The sequence below is a fragment of the Limnohabitans curvus genome, from assembly GCF_003063475.1.
Classification (GTDB): Bacteria; Pseudomonadota; Gammaproteobacteria; order Burkholderiales; family Burkholderiaceae_C; genus Limnohabitans; species Limnohabitans curvus.
Genome location: NZ_NESP01000001.1, coordinates 338,185 through 363,829 on the forward strand (window position 1 = coordinate 338,185; position 25,645 = coordinate 363,829).

24 protein-coding genes and 2 tRNA genes are annotated in these 25,645 nt (G+C 54.6%); 8 read left to right on the forward strand and 18 right to left on the reverse strand.

Translation table 11 applies throughout. From position 1 onward, the window contains the following. Positions 1 to 55: 55 nt before the first annotated feature. Together B9Z44_RS01500 and B9Z44_RS01505 are read right to left on the reverse strand one after the other, a co-directional pair. Positions 56 to 685 carry a DUF6806 family protein gene (locus tag B9Z44_RS01500; RefSeq protein ID WP_108359922.1) on the reverse strand — a complete coding sequence of 210 codons (630 nt, stop codon included), beginning with the start codon at positions 683 to 685 and terminating at the stop codon, positions 56 to 58. A 28-nt stretch (positions 686 to 713) separates the two neighbouring features. Further along, positions 714 to 803: transfer RNA gene (locus tag B9Z44_RS01505), tRNA-Leu, on the reverse strand. Between the two features lie 153 nt (positions 804 to 956). Between B9Z44_RS01505 and B9Z44_RS15245 the strand changes: the two genes are divergently transcribed. After that, positions 957 to 1,334: a hypothetical protein gene (locus B9Z44_RS15245; protein ID WP_211308667.1), complete on the forward strand. Its 378-nt coding sequence runs from the start codon at positions 957 to 959 to the stop codon at positions 1,332 to 1,334. 24 nt (positions 1,335 to 1,358) lie between these two features. Here the strand turns inward: B9Z44_RS15245 and B9Z44_RS01515 are convergent, their stop codons facing one another. Beyond that, entirely contained in the window at positions 1,359 to 2,285 is a 927-nt protein-coding gene (locus B9Z44_RS01515) for a DUF535 family protein (protein WP_108359923.1), read from the reverse strand. 63 nt (positions 2,286 to 2,348) lie between these two features. Then, a tRNA-Gly gene (locus B9Z44_RS01520) sits at positions 2,349 to 2,424 on the reverse strand. 79 nt (positions 2,425 to 2,503) lie between these two features. On the opposite strand from B9Z44_RS01520, the gene mgtA reads away from it, so the two are divergent. Further along, a complete protein-coding gene (gene mgtA, locus B9Z44_RS01525; protein ID WP_108401509.1) occupies positions 2,504 to 5,077 on the forward strand; it encodes a magnesium-translocating P-type ATPase in 2,574 nt (857 codons plus the stop codon). On the opposite strand, the gene B9Z44_RS01530 is transcribed toward mgtA, so the two are convergent. Continuing rightward, complete coding sequence (locus B9Z44_RS01530) at positions 5,071 to 6,999, reverse strand: B12-binding domain-containing radical SAM protein (RefSeq protein ID WP_245912738.1); 1,929 nt, start codon at positions 6,997 to 6,999, stop codon at positions 5,071 to 5,073. The genes mgtA and B9Z44_RS01530 overlap by 7 nt on opposite strands. 163 nt (positions 7,000 to 7,162) lie before the next feature. On the opposite strand from B9Z44_RS01530, the gene B9Z44_RS01535 reads away from it, so the two are divergent. After that, positions 7,163 to 7,732 (forward strand): twin-arginine translocation signal domain-containing protein, encoded by a 570-nt coding sequence (locus tag B9Z44_RS01535; RefSeq protein ID WP_233246952.1) that lies wholly within the window; start codon positions 7,163 to 7,165, stop codon positions 7,730 to 7,732. Positions 7,733 to 7,864: 132 nt separating this feature from the next. On the opposite strand, the gene B9Z44_RS01540 is transcribed toward B9Z44_RS01535, so the two are convergent. Beyond that, positions 7,865 to 8,320: a hypothetical protein gene (locus tag B9Z44_RS01540; protein WP_108401511.1), complete on the reverse strand. Its 456-nt coding sequence runs from the start codon at positions 8,318 to 8,320 to the stop codon at positions 7,865 to 7,867. Between the two features lie 47 nt (positions 8,321 to 8,367). Between B9Z44_RS01540 and B9Z44_RS01545 the strand changes: the two genes are divergently transcribed. Genes B9Z44_RS01545 through B9Z44_RS01555 form a run of 3 tightly spaced genes read left to right on the forward strand, consistent with a single transcriptional unit; the run spans position 8,368 to position 9,325 of the window. Further along, positions 8,368 to 8,619 carry a DUF3297 family protein gene (locus B9Z44_RS01545; RefSeq protein WP_108360046.1) on the forward strand — a complete coding sequence of 84 codons (252 nt, stop codon included), beginning with the start codon at positions 8,368 to 8,370 and terminating at the stop codon, positions 8,617 to 8,619. A gap of 11 nt (positions 8,620 to 8,630) precedes the next feature. Next, positions 8,631 to 8,927 (forward strand): DUF1330 domain-containing protein, encoded by a 297-nt coding sequence (locus B9Z44_RS01550; RefSeq protein WP_108359926.1) that lies wholly within the window; start codon positions 8,631 to 8,633, stop codon positions 8,925 to 8,927. After that, complete coding sequence (locus B9Z44_RS01555; protein WP_108401512.1) at positions 8,924 to 9,325, forward strand: hypothetical protein; 402 nt, start codon at positions 8,924 to 8,926, stop codon at positions 9,323 to 9,325. Before B9Z44_RS01550 ends, B9Z44_RS01555 begins: the two co-directional genes overlap by 4 nt. A gap of 457 nt (positions 9,326 to 9,782) precedes the next feature. Here the strand turns inward: B9Z44_RS01555 and B9Z44_RS01560 are convergent, their stop codons facing one another. The 11 genes from B9Z44_RS01560 to B9Z44_RS01610 all read right to left on the reverse strand — a co-directional run bounded on the left by B9Z44_RS01560 (position 9,783) and on the right by B9Z44_RS01610 (position 23,243). Then, positions 9,783 to 11,189 (reverse strand): TRAP transporter large permease, encoded by a 1,407-nt coding sequence (locus tag B9Z44_RS01560; RefSeq protein ID WP_108401513.1) that lies wholly within the window; start codon positions 11,187 to 11,189, stop codon positions 9,783 to 9,785. Positions 11,190 to 11,192: 3 nt separating this feature from the next. Beyond that, a complete protein-coding gene (locus B9Z44_RS01565; protein WP_108401514.1) occupies positions 11,193 to 11,771 on the reverse strand; it encodes a TRAP transporter small permease in 579 nt (192 codons plus the stop codon). 85 nt (positions 11,772 to 11,856) lie between these two features. Beyond that, a complete protein-coding gene (locus B9Z44_RS01570; RefSeq protein ID WP_108401515.1) occupies positions 11,857 to 12,825 on the reverse strand; it encodes a sialic acid TRAP transporter substrate-binding protein SiaP in 969 nt (322 codons plus the stop codon). Positions 12,826 to 12,897: 72 nt separating this feature from the next. After that, entirely contained in the window at positions 12,898 to 13,878 is a 981-nt protein-coding gene (locus B9Z44_RS01575) for a Bug family tripartite tricarboxylate transporter substrate binding protein (RefSeq protein ID WP_108401516.1), read from the reverse strand. A 174-nt stretch (positions 13,879 to 14,052) separates the two neighbouring features. Next, positions 14,053 to 14,952: an AEC family transporter gene (locus B9Z44_RS01580; RefSeq protein WP_170108454.1), complete on the reverse strand. Its 900-nt coding sequence runs from the start codon at positions 14,950 to 14,952 to the stop codon at positions 14,053 to 14,055. Positions 14,953 to 14,960: 8 nt separating this feature from the next. After that, positions 14,961 to 16,646 carry a GMC family oxidoreductase gene (locus B9Z44_RS01585; protein ID WP_108401518.1) on the reverse strand — a complete coding sequence of 562 codons (1,686 nt, stop codon included), beginning with the start codon at positions 16,644 to 16,646 and terminating at the stop codon, positions 14,961 to 14,963. 4 nt (positions 16,647 to 16,650) lie between these two features. Further along, positions 16,651 to 17,904 carry a CaiB/BaiF CoA transferase family protein gene (locus B9Z44_RS01590; RefSeq protein WP_245912739.1) on the reverse strand — a complete coding sequence of 418 codons (1,254 nt, stop codon included), beginning with the start codon at positions 17,902 to 17,904 and terminating at the stop codon, positions 16,651 to 16,653. Between the two features lie 29 nt (positions 17,905 to 17,933). After that, the gene (locus tag B9Z44_RS01595) at positions 17,934 to 19,700 is read right to left on the reverse strand and encodes an FAD-binding protein (RefSeq protein ID WP_108401519.1); all 1,767 of its coding nucleotides are present in this window, start codon (positions 19,698 to 19,700) and stop codon (positions 17,934 to 17,936) included. 11 nt (positions 19,701 to 19,711) lie between these two features. Then, the gene (locus tag B9Z44_RS01600) at positions 19,712 to 20,893 is read right to left on the reverse strand and encodes an acyl-CoA dehydrogenase family protein (protein ID WP_108401520.1); all 1,182 of its coding nucleotides are present in this window, start codon (positions 20,891 to 20,893) and stop codon (positions 19,712 to 19,714) included. A 38-nt stretch (positions 20,894 to 20,931) separates the two neighbouring features. Next, positions 20,932 to 21,741, reverse strand: coding sequence for an HpcH/HpaI aldolase family protein (locus B9Z44_RS01605; RefSeq protein WP_108402763.1), 810 nt, complete (start codon positions 21,739 to 21,741; stop codon positions 20,932 to 20,934). A gap of 38 nt (positions 21,742 to 21,779) precedes the next feature. Further along, the gene (locus tag B9Z44_RS01610) at positions 21,780 to 23,243 is read right to left on the reverse strand and encodes an NAD-dependent succinate-semialdehyde dehydrogenase (protein ID WP_108401521.1); all 1,464 of its coding nucleotides are present in this window, start codon (positions 23,241 to 23,243) and stop codon (positions 21,780 to 21,782) included. A gap of 153 nt (positions 23,244 to 23,396) precedes the next feature. On the opposite strand from B9Z44_RS01610, the gene B9Z44_RS01615 reads away from it, so the two are divergent. Both B9Z44_RS01615 and B9Z44_RS15445 read left to right on the forward strand, forming a co-directional pair. Further along, positions 23,397 to 24,080, forward strand: coding sequence for a GntR family transcriptional regulator (locus B9Z44_RS01615; RefSeq protein ID WP_108401522.1), 684 nt, complete (start codon positions 23,397 to 23,399; stop codon positions 24,078 to 24,080). A gap of 104 nt (positions 24,081 to 24,184) precedes the next feature. Further along, complete coding sequence (locus tag B9Z44_RS15445; protein ID WP_425437192.1) at positions 24,185 to 24,460, forward strand: tyrosine-type recombinase/integrase; 276 nt, start codon at positions 24,185 to 24,187, stop codon at positions 24,458 to 24,460. Positions 24,461 to 24,467: 7 nt separating this feature from the next. Here B9Z44_RS15445 and B9Z44_RS01625 read toward each other — a convergent pair. Then, positions 24,468 to 25,609, reverse strand: a protein-coding gene (locus tag B9Z44_RS01625) for an IS3 family transposase (protein ID WP_211308669.1) whose coding sequence is annotated in 2 segments (ribosomal slippage) — positions 24,468 to 25,363 and positions 25,363 to 25,609 — 1,143 coding nt in all. Because the reading frame shifts where the segments join, the coding sequence is not laid out codon by codon here. Positions 25,610 to 25,645 lie beyond the last annotated feature (36 nt).

The window sequence follows — 25,645 nt, forward strand, 5'->3', positions numbered from 1 at the left end:
TTTTTATGGTTTCAAACATCCGAAGCAATGGCACTTCGGTTTGTCGTCTTGCGTGTCAGTGCAAGTGGCGTGGTTTGCGGCCACCATGACCGCCACCACCGTGACCGCCGTTGGGTCCACGCGGAGGGCGCCCTAAATCGAGCGAGTTCACCAAGTTGTCAAAGCGCTCTGAAAAGAGCTTGTCAATTTCATTGACCACGCCGCCCAATTCGGCGCCGTCAAAGTGGCGCTCCATCAGGTGAATCACGTCGTTGACCAACATGTCGCGTTGCGCTTGCATGATGTCGGCAGGTGTAGGGCCCACAAACAGCATCATGAAATCATCACGCGAGTCTTGACCACGGGATTCGTCTTCTTCGTCAAAGTCGTTGTCATAAAACGTGACTTCAATGGGAGCACCCGCGGCGGTGAGCTCGTTCAAGCTCATGCACATTTCGTCCAAGCTTTGACGGAAATCGTCATCGCCTGAGACTGTCCAGCACATCTGCAATGTGCGCTCTTCGGGGTTGAAACGAATACCGGGCTCTTCGGGGTATGAGCTGCTTGCGCCGTCCTCGAGCGATGAGGCGCCTGCGTATTGCCACAAAGGGCGCAACGCGTCTTGCAACTGTTCCAGGCCAACTTCGGCCTGTAGGGGAATCAGTCCATGCACATGAATTTCATACGCGGCGTTGTAGCGTGCCATGACGAAACTCCTTCCTTGTGCCTATTGATGGTGCCCGAGACCGGAATCGAACCGGTACGCCCCTTACGGAAGCGAGAGATTTTAAGTCTCTTGTGTCTACCAATTTCACCACTCGGGCAGTGTCGTTGTGTGCGCTGATTTTACGCCAGCCACCTCTGTGACGTGCGCTAAGCAACGCTGATTTTTCATATTTTTAGTCTATATTGGGACTGGAAATTTTTAAGCATGGCTTAAAACTGGAAACCGCTAAACAACCTATAGGAGAGCATCCATGACACAGCGCACCACACACCGACTTTTGCTGGCCACCCTGCTGGGCTTGTGCCTCAGCGTGTCACATGCAGCTGACAAAAAAGAAGCTGCAGAGCCCGTGGTTAAAAAATCAGATTCAGGCATCTGCCATGACAAAACCAGCGCCTCTTTTGGTAACACCAAAAAATTTACAGGCTTTGCCTCAATGGACGAGTGCATCAAGAGCGGTGGCCGTCCCGTTGCCGGTCAAGCAGCGGCTGAGCCGATTGTGAAAAAATCGGAATCCGGCATTTGTCACGACAAAAACAGCACCAGCTACGAGCGCACTAAAAAATTCACCGAATTCAAAACCCTGGATGAATGTGTGAAAAGTGGCGGCGCACTGCCTAAAAAGTAAGCGCGAAGTCCACGGCGCAGGAGGTCAAAGACCTGCGCTGTTGCGTGCCACTTCGTCAAAAATCTTTTGGCGAATTTCGTTTTTACGGCGCAATTGCGATCGTTTGTTAGAAGGCACATCTTGCTCTGAGCGTGCGACCCATTGGATCGGTAAATTCCAATGCACCTTAGACAAAGCCCCCGTGGTGCCCATTTCTGCCCACAGGCCGTCGTAGCTCTGGCCCACACGCTGAGACAAACTGCGATAACCGGAATAAACGTGGGCGACATCAGATACCCCCAGCATCCCCACTAATTGCCAGCCTGAAGCCAAGCCCTGCAACGCAGTCATCAAAATATTTTGTGGACGTGTGCGCTCCATTTTTTGCGTGACGATTTTGATTTCTTGATTCAAAAAACGCTGGCCTTGCATGTTCCCAATTGCCATGACAAAACCGGGCTCTTGCATACCCACCATCTGAGCAGGCAAGATACTAAATGCAGCACGCATCACCGCAGCGCCGTTGAACTTGAGGTGAAGCTCAAACTCACCTTCACGCCCTAAACCGCGTCCAGGCTCGATATCAATGGTGATATCACCCTCAGGGTAGCTTTGTTTGAAGAACGTGTACGAACCGCGCTTGTAAAAATCAACCACCGCTTGGGCTGAGTGACGCGCCATCAACCACTCAAAATGCGCGAGCATGGCGTTGGTCCGTGCTTCAACCCCTAGACCGCCCCACAGATAAGGGCGCATGGGACGCAACATCACCGGCAATTCGGTGTGCGTGAGTTCAGCCAATCCATGGTCTTGGAAGAAGCTGTGAATGCGTCGCAAATGTGCTTCGCACCACCAATAACGCAAACGAAATTTCAACCGACGCTTGGCAGTCTGCAACCATCCACCAGAACCGTTGTCGGTCAGGCGAAATAACTCTTGCGAGGTGGGTGCATCCAAACTTCTGTGGGTCATTGGTGTTGCTTCGATAGATACAAAAAAGCCCCTGCAACATCTGTTTCAGGGGCTCTTTGAAATTGGAGCGGGAAACGAGGCTCGAACTCGCGACCTCAACCTTGGCAAGGTTGCGCTCTACCAACTGAGCTATTCCCGCGTGGAGTGTTTAATTCCGAAGCCGTAATTCTAATCTCAAATTCACCCAATTTCAGAACTACGATCAAGAAAATTTAAAGATGGTGATACCCCAAGATTCAGTCGGCCCAAAAACCAGCGCCAATGCAGCGCCTTGGTGGATAACTACGCCAAGCGAATACACAGCCAAAACGGCAAGTCTCGGGTTGTCATCGACAGAAGCGCTGGAACGCATCCGCAATTTTGGCCCCAACACACTGTCGAGCCATCAAGGTCCGTCGCTGATTCGCCAGTTTCTCGCCCGCTTCAAAAATCCATTGGTTGTGGTGCTGTTGCTGGCAAGCTCCGTGTCGGTACTGACGGGTGAAATCACAAACTTCATCATCATCAGCGGCATCGTGCTGTTGAGCGTCACCTTGGACTTTGTGCAAGAGTTCCGAGCCAATGCGGCAGCAGACAAACTCCGGCAATCGGTTTCGGTACGAACCACGGTGCTGCGTGATGGCCAATCTGTAGAAATACCGGTACGCGATGTGGTCCCTGGCGATGTGGTCTTGTTGAGTGCCGGCAGTTTGGTGCCTGCCGATGCCTTGGTGTTAGAAGCCAATGACTTCTTCGTCAACCAATCGTTGCTCACGGGTGAGGCCTACCCCGTTGAAAAACATCCCAGCACCTTGCTCCCAACGTCCACCGACTTACAAGAAGCCAGCAATGCCGTTTTCATGGGCACCTCCGTCATTGGTGGCAGTGCGCGTGTGTGGGTCGTCAAGACGGGCACGCAAACGGCTATGGGCGACATCGCAGACAGCATTCAAAAGCCCACGCCCGCCACCTCGTTTGAAATAGGCACGCGCCGCTTTGGCATGCTCATCATGCGATTGACCGTGGTGTTGGTGTTGTTTGTGCTGTTGGTGAACGCATGGTTTCATAAACCTTGGTTGGAGTCGTTCTTGTTTGCGGTGGCGTTGGCTGTGGGCTTGACGCCTGAGCTGCTACCGATGGTGGTGTCGGTCACGCTGTCGCGTGGCGCCATTCGACTGGCCAAGCTCCAAATGATCGTGAAGCGACAAACGGCCATCCAAGATTTGGGTTCTATGGATGTGCTGTGCACCGATAAAACAGGCACGCTCACGGAAGCCAAGATTCGCCTTGAGCGCCATTTAGACCTCAGTGGCCAGGACAGCCCCCGTGTTTTAGAGCTGGCTTACATCAACAGCTTTTTTGAAACAGGTTTGAAAAGCCCGCTCGACGAAGCCATTCTGAATCACCAAACCATCGACGTCAGCGCTTGGCAAAAAATTGATGAAATACCGTTTGACTTTGAGCGCCGCTGCGTCTCGGTGTTGGTCGATAACGGTACGCAACGCTGGCTGGTCGCCAAAGGTGCGGCCGAAGACATTGTTCGCTTATGTACGCATGTAGAAATCAACGCGGAGGGCTGCATCGCCCCCAGCGAAGTCAACGATGCTCGCTTGCAAGCGATTCGTGATCGCTACCACGCACTGGAAAGCGACGGCTTGCGCGTGCTCGGTGTGGCGTGGCGCGAAGTGCCGCGCGATCACGCCATGGCCGTGGTGAACGATGAATCGGCCTTGGTGTTGGCAGGCTTTGCCGCTTTTCTTGATCCGCCCAAAGAAAGCGCAGCCCCTGCCCTTGCGAAACTTCAACAAGCGGGCGTCACCATCAAGGTGGTCACCGGTGACAGTGATTTGGTCACGCGTCATGTGTGTGCGCAATTGAACATTGAAGTGACAGGCGTGTTGACCGGCAAAGAAATTGCCCAGCTCGACAACCAAGCGCTGCAACGCCGCGTAGAAACTGCGAATCTGTTTTGTCGTGTGAACCCCGGGCAAAAACAGCGTGTCATCTTGGCGCTCAAGGGCAATGGCCATGTGGTGGGCTATATGGGCGATGGCATCAACGATGCGCCGTCGCTGCACGCAGCAGACGTGGGCTTGTCTGTGGACTCAGCCGTTGATGTGGCCAAAGCAGCCGCCGACATCATCATGTTGAAACAAGATTTGAATGTGTTGCACGCCGGCGTGTTGGAAGGACGCCGGACGTTTGGCAACATCATGAAGTACATCATGATGGGCACCAGCTCGAACTTTGGCAATATGTTCAGCATGGCAGGAGCGGCTTTGTTTTTACCCTTCTTGCCGATGTTGCCCACGCAAATTTTGCTGAACAACATTCTGTATGACATCTCTGAAATTCCAATTCCATTGGATGAAGTGGATGCGCAAGAGACGGCCAAGCCACGCGTGCTCGACCTCGACTTCATTCGAAACTTCATGCTGGTCATCGGCTCCATCAGCTCGGTGTTCGACTTCTTGACCTTCTATGTATTGCTGGAAGTTTTGAAAGCCGAAGAACAACTGTTTCAAACCGGGTGGTTTGTGGAGTCGCTTTGCACACAGGTGTTGGTGATTTTCATCATTCGCACGCGCGGTAACCCACTCAAGAGCAAGCCGCATCCATTGCTCGCCTTCACCTCAATTGCGGTTGTGGCCACGGCCATCGGGCTGCCGCTCACACCGCTGGGATCGCATCTGGGCTTTGTGGCACCCCCTGCGTATTTTTATGGCATCTTGGGGGCGATGGTGGTCACCTATCTGGGCGTGGTCGAAGTGGTGAAACGCATTTTTTACCAACGCGCCCTGACCCATCAATAGCCCAAGGCTTTGGCAATTTTATGACGCGGCACCGTGGTTTTGGGGCACTTGGCCTTTGGTAACTCAAACCACTGGCGCACATCCTCCTCCACCCCCACGCCATGCATGTAGTTGTAAATGGCCTTCTTCAGTCCAAGGCCTAAGGTGTCGTGGTCTGTGCCGGTTGGGTCGATGAAAGCAATGTCGTTTTTCGCAAAACTCACCTCTGGCAGGGGCACCACTTGCACACCGTAGTCCGCGGGGTTTTGACCCACAGGTGAATGCACGGTACAGGCAAAGCGATGGAAGAAACCGCTTTGAATACAGCCGTTCTCAAACAGTTGACGCACGTACTCCAGCGCATCCACGGTGTCTTGCAGTGTCTGCGTCGGAAAGCCGTACATCAAATAGGCATGCACCAAGATGCCTGCCTCCGAGAAGCCTTTGGTGACTTGCGCCACCTGCTCGACCGAGACGCCTTTTTTCATCAAACTCAAAAGCCGATCTGAGGCGACTTCCAAACCGCCCGACATGGCGATGCAACCACTCTGCGCAAGCAATTCAGCCAACTCGGGCGTGAAGGTTTTTTCAAATCGAATATTGCCCCACCAAGAGATATGAACCTTGCGGCGCAACAGCTCTTCAGCCAAAGCTTTAAGGGCCTTGGGTGGTGCTGCCTCATCTACAAAGTGAAAACCGGTTTGCCCTGTCTCGGCCACGATTTTTTCAATCCGATCGACCAGCGTGCTTGCCGAAGCCGTTTCGTAGCGCGAGATGTAGTCAAGGCTCACGTCGCAAAAACTGCACTTCTTCCAGTAACAGCCGTGGGCCACCGTCAGCTTGTTCCAACGGCCATCGCTCCACAAGCGGTGCATGGGGTTGAGCATGTCAAGCAGCGACAGATAACGGTCCAACGGCAAGCCATCCCAAGTGGGTGTGCCCACATCCTCAAACGGCACATCGGGCTCGGCCCAGTTCATCAAGCGCACCTCGCCCGTATCGTTGCGCACAAAGGTACGCACCAACCGCTGCACGCTTCGTTTGCCTTGCAAGTGCTCAAGTAAAGCCAGCAAAGGCCGCTCGCCGGCATCGAGGCTGATGAAGTCAACATAGTCAAACACGCGAGGCTCGGTCAGCTCGCGCAACTCGGTGTTGACAAACCCGCCGCCCAAGCCAATGTGGATGTGTGGGTGATGCGCCTTGATGGTCTGCGCCATGCGAAAAGCTGCGTACACCGCGCCAGGAAAAGGCACGGAAAGCAACACCAACTGCGGCTGGTGTTTGGCAATGACCGCCAGCGTCAAAGCTTGAAGTGTGTCGTCCACCAGCGTGGGGGCGGCGGCCAAGGCTTGGGCCAAGGGCTCGAACGTGGCTTGACTGCCCGCCAGCTGTTCGGCGTAACGCACAAATTCAAAGCGGCTGTCGACCGCATCGCGCAGCACATCGGCCAGGTCGTTCAAATACAACGTGGCCAAGTGGCGTGCGCGGTCTTGTTGACCCAACGCCCCAAAGGCCCAAGCCAAGGGGTCACCACTGCCTTCATCGTCATAGGCGTCCAGCGATGCAAAGCGCGGGCCTTCTGGCAAAAAGCCTCGGCCTGCAATGCGGTGGCTCAACGTGGCATCACGCCCTTGCAAAAATGCAAGGGTGGGGGCAATGGTGGATTGGTAGCTCTCGAAATAGTCTAAAAAGTAATTCACGCTGGCGCTGCGCTGGGCCTCTGGCTGCGCCAAGGCAGACGCTCGCACTTGGGCCAACCCGTTCGGCGTGAACAACTCCAACACCAAGGCCAAGGCCAAATCCTCCTGCACAGCATCCACGCCCTGGGAACGCAAAAACCCCGTCAGGTAGGCGGTGGAGGGGTAAGGCGTGTTGAGCTGCGTCATCGGAGGGATGAGGCTCAAAACGCGAAAAGTGGGGGCTGGCAAGTGAGATTCAGACATGATGTGCACCCATTATCGGTGCCCCCTGTTGGCCGCACGGGCACCATCGGATATCTGCAAAAATCAATAAAACCTACAAAACCACTCAAGGTTATAGGTTTGATGCCGAACTCCAATGGCTAACTCTTTTTTCAAACTCAACAAGGACACCACCGTGAGCCACATGACCCCTACTTGCGCCTGCTGCGGCCCGCTTCAATTGGCCGGCAATCACTCACGCCGAGGCTTCTTAGCGGCCGGCGCTGCCACGGTGGCTGGCGGCTTGATGGGCATGATGCCCTTCCAAGCCCAAGCTGCAAGCGGCAACTACGAAGCCATGCTGGTCAACTGCATTGACCCGCGCTTCACCACCCTGAGCTGGCAATACATGGGCCTGTTGCAAGGCATCAGCCGCGACAAGTTAACAGACAACTACAGCCAATTCGTGATCGCAGGCGGCCCCATTGGCGCGGTGCACCCCAAGTTCTCTGCTTGGCACAAAGCGTATTGGGACAACTTGGACATCACTGTTTCCTTGCACCACATCAAGCGCGTGGTGGGTATCACCCACCGCGATTGTGGCGCTGCCAAACTGGCGTTCGGCGATGACAAAGTGGCAGACAAGCACGATGAAACCGAAGCGCATGCAGAGGCCTTGAATGAGTTCCGCCGCCAGGTTCAAAAACGCCACCCCAAGCTAAGCGTCATCACAGGCGTGATGAGCTTGGATGGTCGTGTCGATTTGATTGGCTAAACCGCTAAAGCCCTAGCACCTTGCGCCGATATAGAGGGTTCAAGGTTGCTATGGTTTATGACCGCTCTCGCCACCAGCCCGAAGTTTGAGGACGCGTGTGGACTCCAATTCACCGCCGAGAGCGGTCCCCTTTTATTTGCACGCCACCTCATGGATGCGGTAGTGCTTGATGTCATCGAAGCGCAGCGGCGTTTTGATGAATTGCTTGGCAAACTCTGAATTGCTGCCTTGAATGAAAGCGTCTTTCATCGTGTGCGTGATGAACGGTGTCTTCCCTGCCCCATCGCGGTAAAAAATACGCTCGGTCAACTGAATCGTTTGATCTTGGCAATTCAACTCATAAGTCGATTGCTCAGATGCGTAGTTGTACAAGGTCACTTTCACCACAGCTTTGGGCGTGTGATAGGGCACCTTGGCATCGACGGGCAGCTGCGAAAACGTGCGCAGCACCTTCACCTTGCCTTTGTCCTCCACAGGCGCGAAGTAATACTCGTTCGAGGCGTGGTTGTTGTTCGTGAAATACACCCAACCGGCCCAAGCCGAGGGCTGCATGGCAATCACGAACAGTATGAGTAAATATTGAGGCATAAGGTGTTGAGATTTTATGACGGTCTAAATCGTGGAAAATCATGCACATGACTGACGCAACTACACAACGCCCCGCCCTGCCCGACCACCTGTCGATCGACCCACGCAGCCCACACTATGCACCTGCGGTGTTTGAACACGAGATTGGCATTCGCTTCAACGACAAAGAACGCTTCGATGTGGAAGAGTATTGCCTGTCTGAAGGCTGGGTCAAAGTTCCTGCCAACAAAACGCTCGACCGTAAAGGCAAACCTCTGCTCATCAAAATCAAAGGCAAAGTCGAAGCGTTCTACAAGTAAAAACACCAAGTATGAGTAAGGCGTATTTGATCGGCCAAATCACGGTCACGAACCCGCAAGCTTATGCGGTGTATTCCGCACAAGTACCGCACACCATTGCGGCATTTGGCGGCAAATATTTGGTCCGTGGGGGCCATGCCACTCAATTGGAGGGGCAAGCCCAAGGCGAACGCAACGTGGTGGTGGAGTTTCCGAGCCGTGAAATTGCTGAAGCTTGGTACAACAGCGAAGCCTACCAAGCCATCCTTCAACACCGCCTCAACAACTCCACAGGGGCGCTCGCTTTGGTCGATGGTTACGACCTATGAAGCTGGCACGAATTCAAAAGATTGGCCTAGTCTTCTTTGTTTGCACCCTACTGCCAGCCTATTGGATTGCAAATTGGCGCTACGAAGCAAACTTAGCCAACCTCACCGAAACGCTGAACAAAGAGCAGGCACTGCACCTCAGCACAGACAAGCTGCTGAGCAATTGCGAAAAAAATGCCGAGGGCAAAGCACACCCATACGATGCAACGCATCAAATCTGCAACCAAGGTTCGGACATCCATGCGCGTACGGATCATGCAATGGATTTGTTAACGCAAGAAAAAGCAAACAATGAAACCAAGTGGTATCGCAACTTTGCACTTTCTATCTTGTTCTTTAACCTGCTTGCCGCAGCCCTTTACCGCTTGAATACTTACCTCAACCGAGACGTTGGATAAGCACCGTCAAGCTGGCAAAACAGGCAAGAAAAAAGCCGTTACTGCGAACAGTAACGGCTTTTTATTTGGAGGCGCGACCCAGAGTCGAACTGGGCTAAACGGATTTGCAACGTATATACGTCTAAATTTACCCATATAAATCAATGCGTTATCAATTAATTCCTGAGCCGTGTAATAAAACGTGTAATTGATACTTAGCCTTCATTCCAAACTTTTAAACGAGCTTTGACCAGAGACTGCGGCAATCGGCATCTGGGGTGAGTATGAATTCTGCTCAATCAAACAACTTCTTCTCAGCGGCCACATGTTGCATTACATCCAATAGTGATTCACGTAGCGTGATTAAGTGTGACCCGCAGATGACGACCGCGCTGCTTGATGAATTGACAAATCACTGTCATATTAAGCATGCTGGCAACGATTTTTTACGTTTGATTTAGGGTAATGCTACTGAATGCTACTTCGCAGTTTGCATCATTTGCGGCAACCACAATGAAATTTCAGGTATGTAGGTAATTGCGATCAACGACAGAAACAAGGGGATCAACCACGGCATGATCGCCACCGTGGTTCTCTCGACCGAAAGCTTGGAGATTCGTGCCAACACGAACAGCACCATGCCGAGCGGAGGATGAAGCAATCCGATCATCAGGTTCAGCACCATGATCAAACCAAAATGAATTGGATCAATGCCTAACTTCAAAACGATCGGCAACAAAATTGGGACCAAGATCGTGATGGCCGCAGTCGTATCAATGAAGCATCCGACAACCAGAATCAGCAGGTTCGCCAAGATCAAAAACACCCACTTGGTTTGGGTAAAGCTTAGGATCCAGTCGGCCAGTATTTGCGCTGCTTGGCTGGTCGTGAGTAACCAAGCAAATATTGATGCGGCGGTCACGATGAACAACACACTAGCAGTGGTTTCAACCGTGTCGAAGGTTGCCTTTGCCAAGCTGCTAAGGGTCATCGACCGATAGCGCACCAGACCTAGAAACAGCGCCCAAACAACCGCCGCCATCGCAGCCTCAGTGGGGGTGAACCAGCCCATGGTCATGCCGCCGATCAGAATGACTGGGGCCATCAGCGCCATCACTGCAGAGAATTTGAAATACCAGTCAGCGAACAGCAGTGCGGCCATGGCGCCACCCACAGCAAAGTTGACCGACACACCGACCAATGTCATAAGCCAAATCGACAATGGGAAAAGTAATACGACCAGAATTTCAACCCCAGCGCTGCCCAAATCTTTCCATGAGAACAGAACGTCGCCGCCCCAGTTGTTGCGGCGCGCAATAAAAGCCACGGTCGCCATCATAAATAGCATCATCACCACGCCCGGCAACACGCCAGCGAGAAAGAGCGCGCCGATTGAGACGTTGGCCATCATGCCGTAAATCACGAAAGGCAGCGATGGCGGGAAAATCGGACCGAGCGTGGCTGATGCAGCCGTCACGCCGACTGCAAATTCTGGACTGTACCCGTGATCTTTCATCGCTTTGATTTCAATCGTGCCAAGCCCAGCTGCATCTGCGATGGCGGTGCCAGACATGCCCGAGAAGATCACTGATCCGACAATATTGACCTGCCCGAGACCGCCCTTCATCCATCCAACCAGGGCCACTGCAAATTTGTAAATGCGTCCGGTAATGCCGGCGATATTCATCAGATTACCGGCAAGTATGAAAAACGGCACAGCCAAAAGTGGAAAGCTTTCAACGCCTGCGATCATTCGCTGGGCCACGATGACATCCGGCACAGACCCGGTGATCAAAATGTACAAGAGCGATGCGATCGCCATGGCCATGGCAACTGGCAACCCAATCAACATCAAGCCAAGAAAAGAACCAATAAGTGTTGTCATGAGTTATGCCTCTGAACCGTCGTAAGCTTGGGGCTTCTCAAGTGCTGAAAAACCAAGTTTTGCGTTTCTCCAGGTGATCTGCCCTGCGCGGATCACCATCATTGAAAAACCGAATAAGGTCAGCCAATAGATGATGTTTTTAGGCCATCTCAGGGTGGTCATTTGTTCATCACCGACCAGCTCGATGTACTTCCATACGAGATAAGTCAGGTACGCAAGAAACACGAGTCGAATCAGATCCACCAACGTGGCCAATCCGCGAGAAACTGAAACCGGTAGATACCGATACAGCAGATCAACTTGGATATGTCGGTCCTTGCGGATACACGTGGCCGCACCGATAAAGACAAGGGCAATCAGACAGTTGGTGGCCAGCTCCTCGGTCCAAGCCAGAGAGTCGTTGAGCGCGTAACGGGTAAAGAACTGGAGAAAGACGAGTACCACCATCATCCAGAACACACCCAGCGTAATCCAGTCGTCAAAACGATAGTCGGACAAATCCGCGGTATGGTGGTCGGCCTCATCAAAGCTGTGGGCTAGCTCTTCGACACTGGCTGCGGCGTGAGAGAGTGTTTGTTCCATACAGGAAACCTTCATAAAAGAATGCGGGCGCGAGTCAGGGACGGTTGACCCGATCCCTGGCTACTTGTTCTCAACAGTGGCGCGTTTATTTGATGTTTTGGATGAGATCCCAGTCGGCCTTGCGATAGCCGAAGTCTTCAAATTTGACACTCTTGAGTACCGACTCGCGGAAATCATTGCGATCTGTGTCAGTCACAGACAAGCCTTTTTTCTTGAAGAAATCAACCATTTGTTTTTCGCGGGCCACGAGGTCGACCGATGCTTTTTCCGACGCCTCCTGTGCGATGTCGGTCATGATCTTTTTCTCGGCATCGGTCAGCTGTTTCCAAAGCTTTCCTGCCACCACGATGTTCAGGTGTTCAACGATATGCCCAGTGAGGATGATGTTTTTCTGAACTTCATAAAACTTCTTTGCTTCGATGGTGGTAAGAGGGTTCTCTTGCGCCTCTACCGTCCCGTTTTGCAATGCAAGGTATACCTCTGCAAAGGGAATTGGCGTCGCATTGGCACCGCAGGCACGTGGCATGGCCAAGTAAACCGGGGTATCGGGCACACGCATTTTCAAGCCCTTCAGGTCGGCGCACTTTGTAATCAGTTTGTTGGCCGTCGTATGGCGCGTGCCGTAATACATGGAGCCGAGTATCTGGTGGCCGGTTTTCTCGGCATAACCCTTATTCAGGTCCTTGTAGACATCGCTCTTAAAAAATTTAAGCAAATGATCCACATCCCGGAAGGTATAGGGATAGTAGGTTACGCCGATTGGGGCATAGCTCTTTGCCGCAAAACCAGCTCCGGTAACGATGATGTCAACAGTGCCAAGTGTCAGGCCTTGGTTCAGATCATTTTCCTTGCCAAGTTGCGAAGCCGGATAGACATCGGCCGAGTATTTACCGTTGGTGCGTTTATTGAGTTCGTTAGCTGCCCACATTGACCATATATGGAACGGCTCAGACGTCTCCATGATGTGGGCCCACTTGAGTTTGGTTTGAGCGAATGCGCCACTTGCACAACTCGCAACAACCGATGCGAGCAACACTTTTTTCCATAATTTCATTTCTGTCTCCTAGTGATTGAGTTGTTGAACTGACTACCTTGGGTTATTTCTTTTTTAGAACCGGCACGTTGTTCAAGAACCCGAGGGGTCGAACGTGATGCCTTGTGTTTTCACTGTGTTCTTCATCCGCTCAAGAGCTGCTTTTATTTCTGCACCAAACTCGGCTGGTGTTGTTCCAGCCGGCTCCGAGCCGCTTTGAACGATGCGCTCTTTGACTTCAGGCAATGCCAACACCTTGAGGGTTGCGGCGTTCAACTTTTTGACGATGTCATCAGGCGTCTTGGCGGGTGCAACCAAGCCGTACCAGACAGCGTCGTTGATAGGCTTTAGGCCGAGCTCCGCATATGTTGGAACGTTGGGCAATGATTCCAGTCGCTTATCCCAAGCCACCGCAATCGGGCGCAGCCGATTGCTTTGAATATGGGCGAGCGAACCTGGCAAGCTATCAAAAAATAACTCAACGTGGCCACTCATCACATCGGTCAACGCTGGACCAGAACCACGATACGGGACATGAATGATGTCCGTGCCAGTCAGCGAGGTAAAGAGTGCGCCAGTCAAATGATGTACGCCACACGCACCGCCGGTGGCATAGCGGACTTTGCCTGGATTCTTCTTCAGGTAAGCATGCAGCTCTTGGTAGTTTTTAGCTCCAATGCCAGGAAATATGGACAGTACGTTGGGCGTACGTGCCAAATTGCTGATGGGCGCAAAGTCTTGTAATGCGTCGTAGCCGCCTTTTGGATTACAAGCCGGATTGGCCGCGTGCGTGCCGACAGTCGCAATACCTAGCGTGTATCCATCGGGCGCTGCTCTTGCGATAGCCGTGGTGCCAATACTCCCGCCTGCACCGCTTTTGTTGTCCACCACGACCGGTTGGCCGAGCTCTTTACTCAGCGCTTCGGCGACGATACGGCCAACGATGTCAGTCGCCCCTCCTGGTGGGAACGGAATGATCATCTTGATTGCTTTGTTTGGGTAGTTCTGCGCCTGAGCGGATATGGCAATGGCCAGACCAGCGATCAATGCGAGCAGCTGTTTATAAGATGGCATATTTATCTTTCTCTATGTGTCGTCAACAATAGTACATGTGTCGACACTTGGATGTCAATATTCAATTTAAATTAAATTTATGTATGCACATTCGGGTTTTTACCAGTTCTAAGAATGAATTAGTCATCAACATTAGGTTTGAGAGGTTTGGCGTTCAGCGAAGGACGCCGCGAATCAGAATCGGTTGGTGTTCGCGAGCCAGATGAGTAGCGGACACAGCACAGCGAACGCTGCGGTCGACACCAGTACTGCGCCGGCCACGACGTCGCCGTACGTGCTGAACCGCTGAACGTAGATGCAGTTGACGATCGCGACCGGCATGGCTAATTGCAGCGTCATCACGCTGGCGACTAGCGGCGGCAGATTGATCATGTGAATGACCAGCGCACCGGCAAGCAGACCGATCAACAGTCGCATGGCGCCAACGACGGCACCTTGGCGAATACCCGTGCGCGATACGGTAGCGAGCGCATACCCTAGATTCAGCAGCATTAGCGGCACGGCGAGGGTGCCAATCAACCGTGCACTTTCGAGCAAGGGTGCGGGTGCTGCGATATCGGACGCCCGCAGCACGACTACCAGCAGGCAGGCGTACATGATGCCTTTTGGCAAAGGCTGTCCGCGATTACCGCCCCTGCTCATGACCCAAACACCCAGCGTGTGCTGGACGAGAGAGTTGACTGCAAAGAATGCGACCGCAACTGCCAAGCCAGTGTCACCGAACGCCAGTTGCGCAATGGGAAGTCCTAGATTGCCCGTATTGGGAAAGGTGACCGTGGGCCCGAGCGTGCGCGCAGGCATGTTGAGACTGCGCAGGGCTAACCCACTAAAGACGGCAGCAAGACCGAGTCCGAGCAAGGTGGCAGAGCCGACTTCCAGCAACTGCAAGTTGTCTAGCCTTGTCGTCATTAGCGTGTAAAACACCAGCGCTGGCGTGCTGATGGTCGTCGCGAGCATCGCGATGAACTGCGCTGGATAGGTGAGCTTGCGAACACCACAAACCGCACCGATGCCCGCGCAGCAAACGACAGGCAGCAAAAGCGTGGCGATATGGGCATAGATGTCGAGCCACATACCAACCGTCATGCCGTATGTGGTGCCTGCTTGCGCACAGGCGGCTGTAGCGTCTCATCGCCTTGCAACTCGTTGAGCAGCAGATCGGCGGCCCGCTCGGCGATCATCAGTACGGTGGCGTTTGTGTTGGTTGACGTCATGGTAGGCATGACAGACCCGTCGATCACCCGCAGCCGTTTCACGCCATGCACGCGCAAGTGGGCATCGACGACGCAGCCTGCTGTCGGGTCTGTGCCCATCCGGCATGTACCAACGCCGTGATAAACGGTTGACCCGTTGTCGCGGGCGTATTGCAGCAGCGCCTCGTCGGTGGCTGCCTGCGAGCCAGGTACGGTTTCGCCAACGACGTAGGGTATGAGTGACGGCTGATTGGCCAATTCACGGCCAATCCGCAGACCGGCGATGACCGTTTGCCTGTCCAAGGGGTCACTCAGATAATGCGGCGCTATGGTGGGTGTCTTGGTGCTATCGCTCGACGTGATGTGGACGTGGCCGCGGCTTTGCGGGCGCATTTGCCAGACACCGAACGACAAACCGGGCTCGTCTTCCAGTTCTCCGATGCGGCCTTCCTTAAAGCTGCCTGGCGCGATCACAAACTGCACGTCCGGCCGAGTCGTGAGTCCCGTCGACGCGAACGCACCAATCACAGCCGCGCTGTAGGTCAAGATACCGTCACCTGACACCACGTACTTCGCAACTTCCTTGGCCAAGGCTGCGCCATGTGAGCGTTCATTGGCGGTTGCAATGTCCTTGATGCGAAAGCACAACCTTGTCACGTAATGGTCTTGCAGGTTGTTACCCACACCTCGCAATGGCACTTGCGTGCGGATTCCCGCGTTATCGAGAACGTGCGGATCGCCAATGCCACTTAGCTCCAACAGACGCGGCGTGCCGATGACGCCAGCGCTGAGAATGACTTCCTTGCGAGCCTTCACGAAAACGGTCAGACCGCTCTCACGCCGGCACTCGACGCCGGTGGCCGTCCGCTGGTCGCCCTCGCCTTGCATCATCACCTGCTTCACGTACAAGTCGGTGTGCACATTCAAGTTGGTGCGCGATGCGACAGGCCACAAATAACCACGCGCCGCACTTGAGCGAATCCTGCCGTGGCGCGTTTGTTGGTAGTACCAGATAGACGGTCCTCGCGTGGTGACGTTCGGGTCCTCAACCATCTCTAGTCCCAACTCTTCTCCAGCCGTGATCACTTTGGCGCAAACCGCTGGTGGCGAAGCCACGCGCGTCACCTGAATCGGACCGTCGCTACCGCGACGTGGGTCTTTCCCGTCCTGCCAAGTTTCGGAACGGCAGTAGTACGGCAGACAGTTGGCGAAATTCCAACCTGCGGCGCCGCTCGCTTCCCATGCGTCTATGTCGGCGGCGAAGGGCCGCACGTACAGCAGGCCGTTGATTGAACTGGAACCTCCCAGCCCACGGCCGCGCGGGAACAAGATTTCGCGGTCGCACGCTTGCGCCTCGGGCGCTGTCTTGAACCCCCATGTGATGCTTGGATGGTCCAGCAAACGTAGAAAACCAGCAGGAATGTGAATCAATGGATGGCGATCGCGCCCGCCTGCCTCGATGAGTACCACCTTGTGTTTGCCGTCGGCTGACAACCGGTTGGCGAGTACACAGCCCGCCGTGCCAGCACCGACGATCACATAGTCGGCAACGATTTCTTCCTTGATCTGGTTCATAACGTTACTCTGCAGGTTGGGTCACAGCGACGTCTTTCAGACGTGATCCTTTGACGACGCCATTGCTCATCAGCGCATCGATCTCGTTGGCGCTAAAACCGTATTCGCGTAGCACTTCTTCGCTGTGCTGACCGAGCACCGGGGGCGGTCGTCGTAATTCCACGGGCGTGCCGTGTAGCGTCAGCGGATTGGCTATGTTGGTCATCGGCCCGGCGACCGGATGGTCAAAATGTAGAACTGCACCGGTGTGCTTGATCTGGGGGTCAGTCGTGAGGGCTGTGTGGTAATCCTGCACTGCCGCGCAGGGTACGTCGGCTTCGGACAACGTTTTAACCCAATAGTCAGCCGGCTGCTTGACGAAAGCGTCTTCCAATATCGCATCAAGTAGATGGCGATTGGCGGTGCGCTGAGTGTTGTTGATGAAGCGTTCATCTGTCAGTAGATCAATTCGCCCGAGCACGCGGCACAGATTGGTCCAGAACTTCTCGGTGAAGCAGGCGGCAAAGAAGTATTTGCCATCCGCGCCTTCATAGTTGCGATAGGGAACCATCGTCGGATGGCCGCTACCAAGCCGTGAAGGTGCTTTGCCGCTGCGGATAGTTTCGCCGTCGCGTGGAATGGTGCTGAACAGCGCGGCCGCTAGCAAAGATGTATCGATCCGCTGACCAATGCCTGTGCGTTCGCGATGCAGCAGTGCCGTGGTAATGCCTAGCGCCATCATGGCGGCCGCACCGAAATCAGGCAGCGGGGCACCTAGGCGCACTGGCAGGCCATCGGCCTCACCCGTCATATCCATCAACCCAGCAACCGCTTGCACGATTGGGTCGTTTGCGGGCCAAGCCGCTAAAGGGCCACTTTGCCCGAAGGCAGAGGCACTTGCGTAAATGATTTGTGGATTGATGGCGCGCACGGCTTCGTAGCCGATGCCCAGTCGATCCACCGTACCGGGACGGAAATTCTCGACGATCACGTCAGCCGTCTTTGCCATGCGCAAGAAAACTGCCTTGCCAGCAGGCGACTTTAGGTCTAGCCGTAGGCTTCGCTTGTTTCGATTCTGCGACATGAACTGCACGCTTTCACCGTTCACGAACTGGTTGCCTAGGTCGCGTGCTAGATCGCCGTGTGCCGGCTCTTCAACCTTAATAACGTCCGCACCCAGATCGCCGAGCAGCATGGTGCCGACAGGGCCAGCCGTCATGACACTCAAGTCGAGGATGGTGTAGCCGCTCAACGGCATTGGTTTAGTTTGTTCGCTCATGGAGGTGTCTCGTTACTTGTGGGGTTGCCTCAATCGGCCGCCGGGTACTTCAGCGGTGTGAATTTGCTACGGCCGTCTTTCGCGCGCTTTTGTACAAAGGCGTGGCCATAGGTAGCGTCATCGCGCTGCATGTAGTCAGTACGCAGATGGCCGCTGCGGGTTTCGCGACGTTCCAAGCACGCCTCCAAAATGATCGATGCCGTCGTCGCCATGTTCTGTATCGTCAGTACTTTGTGTAGCGTCGCCAGAGTGGCCCCACCGCCCTGGGCAAATGACGCTTCGATGCCGAACGCCACGTTCAGCGCCTCGTTCAATCCAGCCTCGTTCTTCTCGACCAGCGCATGCTGCTGCATCGCGGTTTGCAACCGCTGAACGCTGCTTGATACGTCGAAAGCAGGGTTCGGTGTTAGTGCAAGCTGCAGCCGTCCGATAACCGCATCGCCTACAACGGAGGGCGATACAGAACCGCCGCGAGCAGCCAGGCCCGCCGCATGACCAGCCCGGTGTCCGAACACCTGCCCCTCGGCCAGTGAGTTACCGCCGGGTCGGTCGGGGCCCCGTACGCCGCCAGCCAGCTCACCAATGACATGTACGCCAGGAATCGTGGAACGCGCATCGGCATCGACCATGCGAACGCCGCCGTTCATGCACTGGAAGGCAATGCCCACGTCCATCGAGTCCTTTTGCGGGTCGATGCCGTTGGCCTTCATCCAACGCATCGTATTGGGAATGGTCGCTTCCAGCTTCTCGGGTGGCACATGAGCCAGCGAGAAGTTGATCGTGCCGCGCGCATTACCACGGCCAGCCGCGATTTCCGAGGCGATCGAGATGTCGATGTACCGCGACACGTTGCTGACTGTGAAAGGAAATACCTTCTCGTCCATTACTTCGTTCTTACTGACGCCTTCTGGTAGGTAGTCGGGTAAAAACTCGTGGCCTTGCGAATTCGTCATGCGCGGATGCAGTACGAAGCATGACTTCGAAAAAAGCTGCACGTAGGGATGAACCAGCGCCGGACCAAATTGGTGAAATTCCATGTTGACGAGTTCAGCCCCTGCCCGGTACAGCACGGCTTGCCCGTCACCCGTCATCTCAGACGTTGACACCTGCTGTGAGAACAAACCGTGTGCACCGCCGGTTCCCAGCACCACTGACTTGGCATGAACCACCAGCCAGGTATGGGTCGACGCATCAAACGCCAACACGCCAGCTGCATGCCCCTGAGCATCGAGCAACAAATCGACGAGACCAGCCGGTGCGCGCACTTTAACGCCGAGTTTGACAGCCTGTTCGTTCAGCGCCGTGACGAAAGCCTTTCCGGTCTTGCCTGAAACGCCCAGTGCCCGAGCGTAGCTGCCGAAATCACTCTGTATCAGCTTGTAGTCCGTGGCGTTGCCCGGGGTGACCTTTTCGACCTTCATTCGGTCAAAAGCGACACCGTACGCAATTAGGTCGCCGATGCGCTTGGGCGCGTCTTCGGCAAGAACGCGTACCAAGTCGCGGTCGATAAAGCCGCTGGCCGCCGCCATTGTGTCGCGGTAATGCACATCCGGGCTGTCGGCCGTTGCGCCGAAGCCAGAAGCGCCCATGCTCATGATTTCGCTGGCCCCGTGCACTGTACTTCCCCCCGTGCCCAGAGGTGCCTTGGCTAGTATCAGTACGTCGACGCCGGTCAATCGCGCGGACAGCGCAGCGCGCGACGCAGCCCCGCCCCCCCCCACGACCACCACATCGGTGTTCAGCTCCTCGACAGTAAGCCCCAGACGATTTAGTTCTTCGACGAAGTTATTGCTCATGATTCGACTACTTATGACTTGAGAGCGCGCGCCACGATGTTGCGCTGGACTTGGTTGGTGCCGCCAAAGATTTGAAACAGTTTTGACTCGCGGTAATGGCGCTGCATCGGGTACTCCATGGCGTAGCCATTCGCACCCATGATTTGGAGACCGTCAGTGGCGACCTTCACGTACACGTCAGACGCGAAGTACTTGGCTTGTGACGACTCAGCATCACACGGCTGGCCATCGACCAGCAACTTGGCCGCGCGATAGGCCATCATGCGCGCCGCATCGACCTGCGTTTGCATGTCAACCAGCATGTGCGACACCGCTTGAAAATCGAACACGGGCTGACCGAATTGCTTGCGGTCCAGCGCATACCAGCGTGCCAGATCAACCGCAGCCTGCGCAGCGCCAACACACATGGCCGACAAGGCGACGCGCTCCTTGGCTAGCACGGCGGTTAAACGCTTCCAGCCCATGTGCAGCTCGCCCACTACGAGACGCTTGGGCACCCTAACGCCTACATAGTTGACTTCACAGGTTCGGATGGCGCTGCCGCCAAGCAGGTCAATCGGGCGGATTTCCAAACCCGGCGTATCGGTTGGTACTAGAAAGAGACTGATGCCATTGTGTTTGGTGGCTTCTTTATCAGTACGCACAGCGGTGAGGATGTACTTGGCTTGCATCGCGCCGGTAATCCACATCTTGGTACCGTCGATGATGAAGTCATCACCATCGGCCACACCACGTGTGGTGAGGGATGCGGCATCTGACCCTGAGCCGTTCTCGCTCAACGCGAAAGCCAGCCAGCCTTGCCCGTTGGCTAATGCGGGCAGAACTTCAGCCTTTATCTCTTCGCTTGCAAAACGCGCCACTGCGCCACCCACCATGTTGATGTTTGCATTCCAGAAACGACTCAGCGCAATGCTGTGATAGGCAGCAACTTCGAGAAACGCTGTCATGTCCATATAGTCACCGATGCCACCATAAGCTTCTGGCAGCGTGAGCGCGAACCATCCTTGTTCGACGCCGACCTCGATCAGCTCTTTTGGAAATCGCTTTTCTTCATCGCACATGCCTATGTATTCTGAGCTCGCATGCTTGGTGAGCACGCGGTTGATACTGCGGCGGAATTCGAATTGCTCGTCATTCAGGTAAGGACGTAAGTCTGCGCGCTCGAGCATGGCCAGGGTGTATTCGTGATTCATGGAATTGATTTTTCTGGGTTGATAAGTGGTTAGCTTTTTTAGGCCTGTGCAGCCAGCTTTCCTTTCAGCGAGATGCTGCGCAGCACCGAGGAACGGCTACGAGCGCCGGCCATCAGAAATGCAAGATCGGAGCCGCTCAGGATCAGTCGTGCGCCCATGTGGATGTACTCCGCCATCAGTGCTTCGTCGTACACCCCCCCCACGCCGGCAACCTTGCCGTGGCGGGCGCAGGCGGCGAATACAGTGTCGAGCGTTGCCTTCAGACTCGCGTGGCCGAGTTGGCCTGGCACACCAAGTTCGGCCGCCATGTCGGTGCAGCCAACGAGTAGCACGTCGATGCCAGGCACGGCAGCGATAGCGTCGACGTTGTCGCGTCCTTCGATCGTTTCGATCATCGCCACAACCAGCGTTTCAGCGTTGATCAATGACACTGTTTCTGGCACCGGCAGCGGCATAAAGCGCGTCTGTGGAAGGCTACCGGGAATCGAGCGACGGCCAAGCGGCGTAAAGCGGCAGAAGTCAACCACAGCACGTGCCTGCTCCTCCGTGCTGACGTGTGGAATCACAATACCCTGAGCCCCCGTGTCAAGCAGCCGGGTGCTGTGGAAAGCCTCGTGCGCTGGCACTCGAATCATCGGTGTGATGCCTACGGCAAGCGCGGCCTGACAGATTTGGGCGGCGGCATCTATGCTCATCGAGTTGTGTTCCATGTCGATGAACAGCCAATCGAAGTCGCAACTCATGGCGATTTGTGCGATATCAACTGTTCGTGCCTGACGAAGGCCCATACCTAGCGCAAGTTCGCCGTTCAAGATGCGTTGTTTTGCGCGGTTGGCTATGACTTTCATATGTATCTCCTTCAATTTTCTTATATACGTTTGCCCGGTCACCCTGCATCTGTCGGCATGGAGACGTTGACAAACTTGGTGTCGAGGTAGTCACGAATGGCGTGCGGACCCCCTTCACGTCCGAAGCCGCTATCTTTTGAGCCACCGAATGGCGTTTCTGCCGTTGCGGCCACAAAGGTGTTGACGCCGATGACGCCAGCTTGCAGGCGATCGACTGTCGCATGCGTTTTAGTCAGCGAACGCGTGAACACGTAGGCCGCAAGTGCAAACGGAAGACGGTTGGCCTCGGCGATGACTTGGTCGAGTGTCGAGAATGTGGCCAGTGTGCCGATTGGACCGAAAGGTTCGTCATTGAGAACTAATGCGTCGGGTTGTAATTGAGTGAGCCACGTCGGCTCATAAAAGTAGCCGCGGTCCATGCGTCGTGGACGCATACCGCCCGACAGTACCCTGGCGCCACCGGAAACAGCGTTGTCAACCAACTGCTCAATGGCGTCGCGGCGGCGACGGGTGGCCAGTGGGCCTAGGTCGGTAGCATCGTCGAGTGGGGAACCAACACGAAGGGCGCGAGTCGCAGTGATCAGCTTCTCCTCGACCTCCTTTGCAATTGACTCATGCACGTAAAAGCGCGTCGGAGAGGCGCATACCTGACCAGCGTTACGAAACTTGCCGGGTGCAGCCATAGCAGCGAAAGCGTCAATGTCGGCATCGGAATGCACAATCACTGGCGCATGGCCGCCCAACTCCATGCTGACCCGCTTTAACGTGATAGCTGACTGCTCGACGATCTGGCGTCCGATCGGCACCGAGCCGGTGAAGCTGACCTTGGCGACGCGCGAGTCGTTCATGATCGTCGGCGTGATCTCCGCCGGACGACCAATCACCAAGTTGACGACGCCCTTAGGGAAGCCAGCATCTTCGAAACATTTGATGAGCGCCATGGTCGAGCCGGCTGCTTCGCTCGACGGACGAATCACCAATGTGTTGCCTGCAGCCAAGGCAGGTGCCATTTTGCGCGCCAGTAGTAACAGCGGGAAATTCCAAGGTACAAACGCGGCCACGACACCCAGTGGCTCCATGTGCACAAGGTAACGGTCACTCTTGACGCGGCTTTCGTAGCTCATGCCAAACACACGACGCGCCTCATCAGCGAACCAGTCGACTGACTCGGCCGATGCCTTGGCTTCGCCCACGGCCTGCCGGATTGGCTTGCCAGTCTCCAAAGCCACCAGATGGCCCAGCATTTCGGCACGTTCGTTGATGAAAGTCGCCGCACGGCGCAGCAGCGCCGAGCGGTTCCATGCCGTAAGTGCACGCATTGACGTCCGCGCTTCGTAGGCGGCAGCAATTGCCTCGGTGACTTGCTCAGCACCGGCGGGCTTCATTTCACCCAGTGAGATTTCGGTGGCCGGATTAATCATGACAGAAGCGCTCTCGCTACCGGCGCGCCAAGTGCCATTAATGAATTGTCCGTGTGAGGTATAGAGATCTTGTAGTTCCATAGGGTCCTAGTGAAGCAGTGGCTTGAAACAATTTAAGTGTAACAACTTTTCAAAATGTGTCAACACTTATACAATTATTGCCTACATATATCATTTAATTGTTTTCGAATGTCTTGTAAACTAACAACAAGAAAAACTTTTAAAACCCCCCACATGAGCAAAATTCCTTTGAGAGACGCCGAGGTTATCGCCACCAGGCTGGACGAGATTCAGGACAAGGTGCGCAGCATGATCGCGGACGGAACGCTGCAACCTGGAGAGCGCGTTAATGAGCAGGCACTGGCAGTCCAACTAGGCGTTGGTCGTAATTCGGCGCGCGAGGCATTGCGCTCTTTGGAGCGCAGCGGTCTGGTGCGCATCGTTCCCAATCGCGGCGCCGAAGTACGAAAGGTGTCCCTGGAGGCTGCACTTGATCTGTACGACTTGCGTGCCAGCATCGCTCGAACTGCTGGCCGGCTCGCCGCATCTCGACTGGAAAACGAAGAAGAAACAATCTTGCTGAGCCTGATGGATCAAATGGAGGTCGCGCTAAAGGCTCGTGACGGCGGCACATACCACAAGCTAAATCAGACGTTCCACGATCAGCTTATGGCAATCACCAAGAATCCACGGCTCATCGATCTCAACAATACGATTGAAGCAGAACTAAGCCTTTACTTGCGCAAGGGCGTCTACACCATGGCTCAGATGCAACAATCACATGGAGAACATGGGCGGCTTGTTGAGGCGCTGCGTAATGGCCAGATAGCAGAAACCGCAGATTTATTTGAAAGCCACATTCTCACGGGCAAGCAGCGGATGCTTGATACCGTGACGCGATCAGCACCGGCGGTCTGATCGAGGCTGCAGTACTAAAAACATGAAAAAAAATGCCGCTACTGCGTGAGCAGTAACGGCAAGATTTTTGGAGGCGCGACCCAGAGTCGAACTGGGCTAAACGGATTTACAACATAGCATCAACTAACAAACATCTGGGGATGCTTACCCGTGTCTGCTTAGAGACCGGCGCTCGTTGGAGTGAAGCAGAACAGCTCCGAACTTCACAGGTAAGAAATCAATCCATCCAATACTCTTTGGGCAAGTCTGGGAAGAATCGCACAGTCCCCATACGCAAAACCCTTGAAGAACAGCTTACGAGGCACTATGCAAGCGCTGGTAATGGCGAGAGGTACTTCGATGACTCTTCGATCATGTGTGGCATTCCCCCAAACCTCTAGACACTTTTCATAGCGCAGTTTGACGCTGCCGCTCGAACTCATAGGGGCTGAGTTGATCGAGGTGCTTATGGCGTCGAACTCGATTGTAGAAACCCTCGATGTAATCGAAGATGTCCGACTTAGCTTCAGCCCGAGTTTGGTAAATCCGCTTCTTGATTTGTTCGCTCTTCAAATTACTGAAGAACGATTCAGCAACCGCGTTATCCCAGCAGTTGCCTCGACGGCTCATGCTCGGGCTCAGTCGGTTGTCTTTGCACCAGCGGTTGAACTCATCGCTGCCAAATTGGCTACCCTGGTCAGAATGGATGATCACTGAGTCCTTTGGCCTTCTGCGCCACACCGCCATCGTCAATGCATCCAGCACCAAGCTCGTCTGCATGCGTGGGCCCATACTCCATCCCACCACCGCACGCGAATGCAAATCTAGTACAGCCGCCAAATACAGCCACCCTTCATGTGTGCGGATATACGTGATGTCCGTCACCCAAGCTTGGTCGGGTTCGTCGTGTTGGAACTGGCGCTGCAACTGGTTGGGCGCAACCAATGAAGGCTTGCCCACTTTGTACCTAGGGCGTTTGTAGCCTCGAACTGATTTGATTTGAGCCACACGCATCAGCCGCGCCACACGGTTTTCGCTACAAGCCACGCCAGCTTCACGCAGGTCACAGAAGATGCGCGGACTGCCGTAGATGCCCATGCTCTGGTCGTAGAACTCTTTGATCTTTGCCGTCAACACCTCATTGGCTCTTGCCCTTGCTGAGAGCGGCTCATGCAGCCAAGCGTAGTAGCCGCTGCGGTGAACTTTGAGAACGCGGCACATGCTGGTGAGTTTGAATTCGGATCGGTGGGCTTGAATAAATGCGTACTTCACCCGGACTGCTTTGCAAAGTACGCGGCGGCCTTTTTTAGGATATCGCGCTCCTCGGTAGTGCGTCTTAGCTCAGCCTTGAGCTTGGCCATCTCGGCTTGCAGCACCTTTAGATCGTTGGTAGATGGTTCATCAGCCTTTTTGAACTTACTGACCCACGTGTACAGAACACCTTCAGCAATGCCTAGTCGCTTGGCTACATCGACAACCGAGTGGCCTTTATCGATGACTTGTTTGACTGCCTCGTCTTTGAACTCAGGGGCATATTTCGCTCGTTGCATTTGCAATTCTCCATTTCAGTTTTGACATCATATTTG